The sequence below is a fragment of the Candidatus Atribacteria bacterium genome, from assembly GCA_011056645.1.
Classification (GTDB): Bacteria; Atribacterota; Phoenicimicrobiia; order Phoenicimicrobiales; family Phoenicimicrobiaceae; genus Sediminicultor; species Sediminicultor quartus.
Window position 1 is genome coordinate 1 of sequence record DSEL01000172.1, and the last position, 8,904, is coordinate 8,904.

Consider the following 8,904-nt stretch of genomic DNA (forward strand, 5'->3'; position numbering starts at 1 on the left):
GTATATGTATAGTAGTGGTAAGTCATCTAACTAAAAAATAATACAAGAGAAGAATGGATTTTATAGGGAGGCAATATGAGTATCCTATTAATAAAAGACGGAGAGGTGTACACACCTGAACCTAAAGGAAAAAAAGATATACTGATTATCAATGATAAAATTGTTTTTATTAGCCAAAATATTTTAATATCCGCACTAAACGCATTAGATAACAATATAAAAATCATTGATGCTTCAAAGCATATTGTCATTCCCGGCCATATTGACCAGCATGTCCATATTAATGGTGCCGGCGGCGAGGGAGGACCTCAATATCGAACGCCTCCCATCCAATTGAGTGAATTTGTGAAAGCAGGCATAACTTCAGTAGTTGGGTTGTTAGGGACAGACGGGTTTGCCAGATCCTTAAAAGCCCTTTTGATGAAGGCAAGAGCATTGGAAAAAGAAGGGATAAGCACCTGGATATATACCGGAGCATACCAATATCCTTCGCCAACCATTACCGAAAGCATTTTATCTGATATCATTTTAATCGATAAGGTGATTGGTCTAAAAATAGCCTTGTCGGACCATCGAGCTTCTCATCCCACGGTAGATGAATTTAGAAGAGCCACCTCTGAGGCAAGAATGGGTGGAGTACTTGCGGGAAAAGCAGGCGTGGTTCATATACATATGGGAAGTGAAAAACATGGTTTAAAATACTTATTTGATATTATTAGAAATACCGAAATACCCGTGGAACAATTTGCACCAACGCATCTAAATAAAAAAGATGAAGCACTTTTTCAGCAAGTTATGGAATTTGGGAAAATGGGTGGATATATCGATTTGACTGCCGGCGTTTCAGAGGAAGAAAAATCAAGTAAAAGTATACAACCTGGCCAAGCTATTATAAAACTGCTGAAAAATGGTGTTTCCATAGAAAAGATTACCATTAGCTCCGATGGTAATGGTAGTATCCCCAAATTTAATGAAAAGAAAGAGTTCGTTGGCATGAGTATTGCATCTGTCTCGTCTCTGCATCAGGAATTTATTAATATGGTAAAAGAAGAAAAATTTTCTATAGAAGAGGCGATTCTTGTAACTTCTACTAATATTGCTGAACATTTAAAATTGGACAACAAAGGAAAAATAAGTACAGGGAAGGATGCAGATATTATTGCTTTAGATAAGAAGTCGCTTAAAATAAAACATGTTATTGCCCGTGGTAAAACACTTATGGAAGATGAAGAGATGCTAAAATTTGGAACCTTTGAAAAATAAAATCACGAGATAATTGATTTAAACCTAAATTGAGGATTTAGCTAATGATAAAAAAAGTAATGCAGCTACCTGTATGTGCTCCGAAAGTCGAAGAGTGTATGTTAAAACCGGAATACTGGATAGAAAAAATCGATGATGCAGAAAAACTAATCTTAAGTGACCAAGAGATAATAAAATTCAATAAAAAATCTTTTAGAAAAATGAAATCCAAAGGATTTAAGGAATGGTTATATGATCTGAAAACCTACCCTGAGATAATAACCCGAGAAGAATTATTACATACCATGAAAACCTATTCCTCTGAAGACGGATTCACCCATAAATCTTGTTACGATACCCATGCAAGGAAAATTTCGGAAACGGTCAGGAAGGAAGTGCTAAATCAAGCCAATTTTGATGGAATACCTGATGAAATCAGGGTAGAATGGGGTATGTTAATAAAGAGAGAAAATGTAAGGACTTTCCCAACAGAAACACTATTCGCCGAAGAACCAAAGTTTATCGATTTTGATCTTTTTCAGCTAACTACCCTGCCGACGGGGAGCCCGGTAGTAATTTTGCATCAAAGCAAAAATGGCAACTGGTATTATATTCAAAGTATAATTTATAAAGGATGGATTAAAAGAGAAAACATCGCTCTGGCAAAAAACAAAAAAGAAGTATTTGATTACGTCAATTCAGATAAGTTTTTAATAGTAACCGGGAGCAAAATCGAGACAGAGCCTAATCCTTTCATTAAGCAAATATCCAATATTTTATTTCAAATGGGAGATAAAATCCCTTTAATCGAATTTGATCAAATCCCGGAATCAATTCCGTTAAATAACTTACACGCTCAATCTCCTCAGGGTTGTTATGTAGTAAAAATTCCGGTTAAAGATAAGAAAGGATATCTGGAATTCAAATTAGCATTAGTTGCCCGTTCTAATGATGTCTGTGAAGGTTATCTTCCTTATACCAGGGGAAATATTATAGAACAGGCATTTAAATTATTAGGTGAAAGATACGGATGGAACGGAATGTTCAAAAGAAGAGATTGTGCTCAGTTAGTGATGAATATCTATCAAACCATGAATATTATTCTTCCCGGATATACCCGGATGCAGGAGGAGGGAGCAGCCGGAATATCGGTTAGATTTAGTGGTTCTATAAAAAGAAGAGAGAGTGTATTAAATAAATTACAACCTGGTGAAATCATTCATTTAAAAGGACATGTGGTCATGTATCTGGGTAATGCCGGAAAAAATCATTATATCATTCATGCCGGCTCCGGATATGGGATAAAGAGTGAAGATGGAAAGACAAAACCGATTACCGTTCACGGGGTTTTTATTTCGGAAGTACACCAATTACTTATGAGTGGAGAGAAGAGCTACTTGGAGGCATTTACCACTGCCCAAAAGCTTCAATAATCATAAGGGATACTATTTTTACCAGGAGGTGATGACCTAAAAAGATTAAAAGGGGAATGATAAATATTTGAAAGAGGTGATGCCAAAAAAAATTATTGATTTTTTATAATAAAAGTAAATAATTTTTAAAGGAGTGTTTTTTATGTTAAAAAGAATGAACCTAGTTTCCATATTGATTGTATTGTTTCTTTCGTTGACCTGCATAACCAATGCAGCTACTCCGAAGGATGCTTTAGTTATCGGAGCCAATACAGAGATTTTTATCACCAACGATCCTGGTGTATCTTTTGAAGTTCTGCCTAATGCAATTGTACAGAACATTTATGCCAAACTTGTAAATGTTATTGTTAAAGATAATCAATTTATCACGGTTCCGGGTCTTGCTGAGAGTTGGGAAGTAGCTCCGGATGGTAAAACATGGACCTTTCACCTTCGTAAAGGATTAGTCTTTGCTGATGGTGATCCTTTAAAAGCCGATGCAGTTGTCTATTCTTTTCAAAGGGTCTTAAAACTTCAAAAATCTCCTTGTTGGTTATTTTCTGATGTATTGGGCTTAACCGAGGAAAGCATTACCGCTCCCGATGATTATACTGTAAAAATAGTCACTAATGGTTCTCCTTCGAATGTTGTACTCACCATGATGGGTAATACGCTTAGTGGAATTTTAAATCCGAGAATTGTAAAAGAACATGAAGTCGATGGTGATATGGGACAGGCATGGCTTACCGACCATAGTGCAGGTGCGGGTCCATATAATCTTGATGTATGGGACCGAAAGATAAAAGTAGTACTTAAAGCCAACGAGAATTATTGGAAAGGAGCTCCCCAGATTAAGACTATCATTCTCCAGGATATTCCGGAACCTACCGATCAACTTTTACTGCTAAAAAAAGGAGATATCGATGTAGCATGGGACTTAACCGCTGAACAGGCCAATTCTTTAAAAGGTGGTCCTGATGTTTCTATTGTTACTACTCCCGGACAAAGCGATGAGTATGTCGGAATGAATGCTGATTGGGGACCCTTTAAAGATGTAAGAGTAAGACAAGCAGTGAAATATGCGATAGATTATGATGCAATAATCGATAAAGTAATGACCGGTTTTGCCATAAACAATCAGCAATTTCTTCCTGTCGGATACTTTGGTTATGTTGAGAATAATCCTTATTACCAGGATATAGAAAAAGCAAAAGCACTGATGGCTGAAGCAGGATATGCCGATGGTTTTGATGTGGAATTAGTGACCAATACCACAGAACGTCGAGAAACTGAAGCGGTAGTCGTTCAGGAAAATCTTGCCAAGATAGGAATAAGAGCTACCATAAATCTGATGCAGGCATCGCAGATGTATGCAAAATTTAGGGAACAAGGATTACAAATGATCGTTGCTGGCTGGGGGGTTGATTATCCGGATGCAGATGCCCTTTCTAATCCTTTTGCTAATTATCGGGTGAAACAACTTGCTTGGAGATGTGTCTGGTACGATGATTATGCTGCTAATCTTACGGAGGCTGCGAGCAAAGAAATAAATGAAGACAGGCGATTCCAAATGTACCAGGATCTTACCAATTACTGGCATATATATGGCCCCTTTGCCATGATGTATCAACCGATTGAATTCTGGGGAGTAAGAAACGAAGTAAAGAATTATGACAAAGCTGCTGAAGGTTATTCTGTACATTTTGACCTTACGGAAGTTAGCAAATAATAATCCTAAAACATTAAAGTATTAAAAGAAAGAGGAAAGGCTGACAGTTAATCTGTAAAAAGCGGTTTTAGGCTTTACCTTCCCCTATTTTAGGGATGATTTTCTATCCTAAGACCGCTTTTATTTTGAAAAAATAATTATTTTATTAAGAGATGAAGGAATAAAGGAAAATACTTAATGAAACTGGGAACTTACATTTTAAAAAGAATTTTTTTGATGGCTATTGTCATGATGGGAGTAGCAACCATCGTTTTTTTTATCACTCATGTTATTCCTGCAGACCCGGTTGGAGCCATATTAGGTGGAAATGCCCCCATAGAACGCGTTGATGAAATGAGACATCAACTTGGTTTGGATAAACCGATAACCTTGCAGTTCATTGATTATATAAAGGGCATAGTTCATGCAGATTTTGGAGTATCTCTCAAATCAAATCGACCTGTCTTAAAAGATATAATAAATTATTTCCCGGCTACTATTGAATTAGCAATTGCTTCTATGATTTTTTCTGTATTAGTTGGTGTCGTTCTCGGTGTATTTTCTGCCATCTATCGAAATAAGTCCATTGACCATTTTTCAAGAGTTTTCTCCATATTAGGCGTTTCAATGCCGGTTTTTTGGCTCGGTTTATTGCTATTATTATTATTTTATTATCATTTAGGTTGGCTTCCCGGTGGAGGGAGAAACAGTCTATTTATCTTTCCCCCGCGTATTACAGGGCTCTTACTCTTGGATTCTATTCTTGCTGGAGATTGGACTGCTTTTTGGGATGTGCTTAGCCACATTATACTTCCTGCCTTTGTTCTTGGTTATGCTTCAGCGGCATCAATAGCAAGAATAATGAGAGCAAGCATGCTGGATATTCTAAGACAAGATTTTATAAGGACTGCCAAATCCAAGGGGCTTTCAAAAAGGGTGGTCATCTATCGCCATGCCCTTAAGAATGCATTAATACCTGTTGTGACCATTATAGGACTTTCTTTTGGGAGTCTTTTAAGTGGAGCTGTGCTTACGGAAACTATTTTTAGCTGGCCTGGCCTGGGTAGATATATCGTTAATGCTTTGCTGGTATTGGATTATCCGGCAGTAACCGGAGGGACGCTGTTTATTGCATTTGTTTATTCACTTGCCAATTTGGTGGTTGATATTTCTTATGCCGCTCTCGACCCAAGGATGAGAGTATAAAGAAAGGAATAAGGGAAATTGTTAAATGCTGTAAAAAATATAGGGCAAAAAGAAAAAATAAAATTGTTTCTTGAGCAAAGGAAGCCCATTATTGAAGATTGGAAACATACTTATTATCTATGGAAGAGTACCCCTCTTGCCATGCTCGGAACCGTCATCATTTTTATATTTTTAACTACAGCCATTTTTGCTCCCTTATTGACCTCCTATAGTCCGACTGAACAATTTATGGAAGAAAGGTTACTCCCTCCGAGTTCCCAGCATATTTTCGGTACAGACCAATATGGCCGAGATATATTCAGTCGGGTAGTTTACGGTGCAAGAGTAGAGGTGTGGATTATTTTTATCGTGTCAATCATCAGTGTGATGATTGGCGTCATTGTTGGTATTGCCGCTGGTTATTTCGGGGGCGCGGCTGATGAAATTCTAATGAGAATAACCGATATGTTTTTAGCCTTTCCAAGATTAATTTTGGCAATGGTGCTGACTGCAGTACTAGGACCAAATCTTACCAATACGATGATAGCCATTTCACTGGTGGATTGGACGGTTTATGCGAGACTTGGAAGGGCAGAAGCAATGAAAGTAAAATCCCAACCCTATATTGAGGCGATAAGAGCAGTAGGAGCAAAGAATTTTAGAATCATTGCTTTTCATGTTTTGCCCATGTCCATATCTCCGGTGATCGTTCAACTGACTTTAAGAATGGGAACCATTATTCTTACCGCAGCAGGTCTTGGATTTCTTGGTCTTGGAGCACAACCTCCCACACCGGAATGGGGAGCCATTGTCAGCGATGGACGAAGCTATCTTGTAGACCAGTGGTGGATAAGTACTTTTCCGGGTATGGCCATAGCTTTTGTTGTTTTGGGTTTTAATCTTTTAGGTGATGGTATTAGAGACATATTAGACCCAAGGCTTAGGAGGTAATGGATGCCAAAGGTGAGAGGGAATCTCTTAAATATCAGTAAACTTAAGGTAGTTTTTTATACTTATCGCGGAATCATTAAAGCATTAAATGGTGTAGAACTATGGATGAACAAAGGTGAAAGGCTGGGCATCGTTGGGGAAACGGGATGCGGTAAATCTGTAACCGCATTATCCATCATGGGCTTAATAGAACAACCTGGTGAAATCATTGAAGGAGATATCCTATTTGAAGATAAACTATTGACTTCTATGAAAGAAAATACCTTGATTAATATTCGGGGTAAAGAGATATCCATGATATTTCAAGAACCGAATGCTGCCCTGAATCCTGTGATGAAAGTAGGATTTCAGATAGCGGAAAGTATTGGTAAGGCAAAGAATAAAAAGATAGGGAAGGAAGTATATGCAGAGGTTAGAAGAATGTTGGAAATCGCCGGCCTTGATTGGGAAAGAACCATCAATCTTTATCCTCATGAATTAAGCGGGGGCATGGCGCAAAGGGTTATGATAGCCATGGCTTTATCTTCTAATCCAAAACTGCTTATAGCAGATGAACCGACTTCTGCCCTTGATGTAACCATACAAGCGCAAATCCTGGAATTGCTTGATGAATTGGTGAAGAAGCTTGGTAATGCGGTGATATTAATCACCCATGATATGGGAGTTGCAGCGGAATTCTGTGATAAAATGGCAGTCATGTATGCAGGGAACATGGTTGAATATGCCAGGACAACAAATATTTTTGAAAATCCTCATCACCCTTATACCAGGGGGCTTCTAAAGGCAGTTCCGAAAATTGGCAGGACAGATGAACTTCAGAGTATACCGGGAATTGTGCCGGATTTAGTCAATCCACCTTCCGGTTGCCGTTTTCACCCAAGATGCGAGTCCGCTATGAAAATTTGCCGAAAAGATTTTCCGCCTTTGGTAGAAATTAAATCAGGTCATTATATAGCTTGTTATTTATATAGGAAGGAAAATATACAAAATGCCGACACTTAAAGTGAAAGAAGAAGAAAAAAATTTAATATCGGTTGAGCATCTTAAAAAATACTTTGCGGTTAAACAGGGTTTATTTTCTTCAGACAGGTATGTGAAAGCAGTAGATGACATTTCTTTTGATATTCCTAAAAATAGTGTTTTTGGCATTGTCGGTGAATCCGGTTCCGGGAAAACCACCATAGGGCGAACTATCCTTCGGTTAATAGAACCGATATCGGGTGTTATTCGATATCTTTCGACAGACATTACCTCTCTTAACGCCAAGGAACTTCGTATCTTTCGTCGGAAAATGCAGATTATTTCTCAAGACCCCTATAATTCTCTTCATCCCAGAAAACTGATAAAAAATATTATAGGAGAAGGCTTGCAGATTCATTTTAAACTTTCATCGGAAGAAATCTACCAAAGGATTAAATATATTCTTGAACAGGTTGGTTTGCGGGAAGAGCATATGTTCCGGTATGCTCACGAATTTAGCGGAGGTCAACGCCAACGTATTGCCGTAGCCAGGGCTCTTGTTTTAAAACCGGAATTCCTGGTGTTGGATGAACCCACATCTTCCCTTGACGTTTCGGTGCAAGCGGTTATCTTGAAAATGTTAAAGAGTCTGAAGCGGGACTTCTCCTTAACCTATCTTTTTATTACTCATGATTTAACTGTCATCGATTATATGGCAGATTATATGGCAGTGATGTATCTTGGTCAGATTATGGAGATTGGATCAAAAAATGATATATTTTTATCTCCCAGGCATCCATACACATTACTTCTTCTGAATTCAATTCCCAACCCTGATCCGAGAAAGAAAAAGAAAAAAATCCTCCCGAAAGGTGAAATTCCGAGTCCGATAGACCCGCCTCAGGGTTGTAGGTTTCACACCAGATGTCCTTATATAAAAGAAAAATGTTTCAAAGAAGAACCTAAAATAAGAGAGATAAGCAAAGGACATTTGGTGAAGTGCCATTTTCCCTTAGGTTAATTGGCCTCTAAAAAGCAAAAGAATTATTTTTTACGCTTGACAACGTGAAGTTGTTAAACCTGACCTTGAATATTTTTCTTTAGAAAAATCTCGAAAAATGGAAAATTAGAATATAATAAAATAGGATTTGTCACTGTTTTCTGAAAATTAATATCTAAAATTAGTTCTTTTAGGGAATAATATTATTAGAGGTAAATATATTTAAAAATAGAAGAAACATTTTTAAAAGCTGATAAAGACAAACTATCCGAAAGGAAAGAGCTGAAAGTTATGGATTAGAAATACTTAAAATATATGGATTGCCAGGCTACCAACTTTAATATTTTTTAAAAAGCTTTAATAACAAAAGAAGGGGAAATAAAAGTGATATGGATAAAAGATATAAAGAAGAAAATAAATCTCTTTGGAAAATTACTAAGCTCATA

Annotated in this window: 7 protein-coding genes and 1 riboswitch; all 7 genes read left to right on the forward strand. The window is 37.4% G+C overall.

Translation table 11 applies throughout. From position 1 onward, the window contains the following. Positions 1–75: 75 nt before the first annotated feature. The 7 genes from ENO17_07510 (at position 76) to ENO17_07540 (ending at position 8,479) form a co-directional block, all read left to right on the forward strand. Positions 76–1,263: a beta-aspartyl-peptidase gene (locus ENO17_07510; GenBank protein ID HER24876.1), complete on the forward strand. Its 1,188-nt coding sequence runs from the start codon at positions 76–78 to the stop codon at positions 1,261–1,263. Positions 1,264–1,307: 44 nt separating this feature from the next. Next, on the forward strand, positions 1,308–2,675 hold the full coding sequence (locus ENO17_07515; GenBank protein ID HER24877.1) for a glycoside hydrolase: 1,368 nt from the start codon (positions 1,308–1,310) through the stop codon (positions 2,673–2,675). Between the two features lie 142 nt (positions 2,676–2,817). Continuing rightward, the gene (locus ENO17_07520) at positions 2,818–4,383 is read left to right on the forward strand and encodes an ABC transporter substrate-binding protein (GenBank protein HER24878.1); all 1,566 of its coding nucleotides are present in this window, start codon (positions 2,818–2,820) and stop codon (positions 4,381–4,383) included. Between the two features lie 177 nt (positions 4,384–4,560). Next, positions 4,561–5,568, forward strand: coding sequence for an ABC transporter permease (locus ENO17_07525; GenBank protein HER24879.1), 1,008 nt, complete (start codon positions 4,561–4,563; stop codon positions 5,566–5,568). A 57-nt stretch (positions 5,569–5,625) separates the two neighbouring features. Continuing rightward, positions 5,626–6,498, forward strand: coding sequence for an ABC transporter permease (locus ENO17_07530; GenBank protein HER24880.1), 873 nt, complete (start codon positions 5,626–5,628; stop codon positions 6,496–6,498). A 3-nt stretch (positions 6,499–6,501) separates the two neighbouring features. Further along, positions 6,502–7,500 carry an ABC transporter ATP-binding protein gene (locus tag ENO17_07535; GenBank protein HER24881.1) on the forward strand — a complete coding sequence of 333 codons (999 nt, stop codon included), beginning with the start codon at positions 6,502–6,504 and terminating at the stop codon, positions 7,498–7,500. Next, positions 7,487–8,479 carry an ABC transporter ATP-binding protein gene (locus ENO17_07540; GenBank protein ID HER24882.1) on the forward strand — a complete coding sequence of 331 codons (993 nt, stop codon included), beginning with the start codon at positions 7,487–7,489 and terminating at the stop codon, positions 8,477–8,479. The genes ENO17_07535 and ENO17_07540 overlap by 14 nt, the downstream gene beginning before the upstream one ends. Positions 8,480–8,706: 227 nt before the next feature. Continuing rightward, a riboswitch (cyclic di-GMP riboswitch) is annotated at positions 8,707–8,794 on the forward strand. The last annotated feature ends 110 nt before the right edge of the window (positions 8,795–8,904 follow it).

Bases quoted from the DNA above. Each gene is read 5' to 3' on its own strand.
- ENO17_07540 (HER24882.1), top strand. From the start codon at position 7,487: ATGCCGACACTTAAAGTGAAAGAAGAAGAAAAAAATTTAATATCGGTT.
- ENO17_07520 (HER24878.1), top strand. From the start codon at position 2,818: ATGTTAAAAAGAATGAACCTAGTTTCCATATTGATTGTATTGTTTCTT.
- ENO17_07510 (HER24876.1), top strand. From the start codon at position 76: ATGAGTATCCTATTAATAAAAGACGGAGAGGTGTACACACCTGAACCT.
- ENO17_07535 (HER24881.1), top strand. From the start codon at position 6,502: ATGCCAAAGGTGAGAGGGAATCTCTTAAATATCAGTAAACTTAAGGTA.
- ENO17_07525 (HER24879.1), top strand. From the start codon at position 4,561: ATGAAACTGGGAACTTACATTTTAAAAAGAATTTTTTTGATGGCTATT.
- ENO17_07515 (HER24877.1), top strand. From the start codon at position 1,308: ATGATAAAAAAAGTAATGCAGCTACCTGTATGTGCTCCGAAAGTCGAA.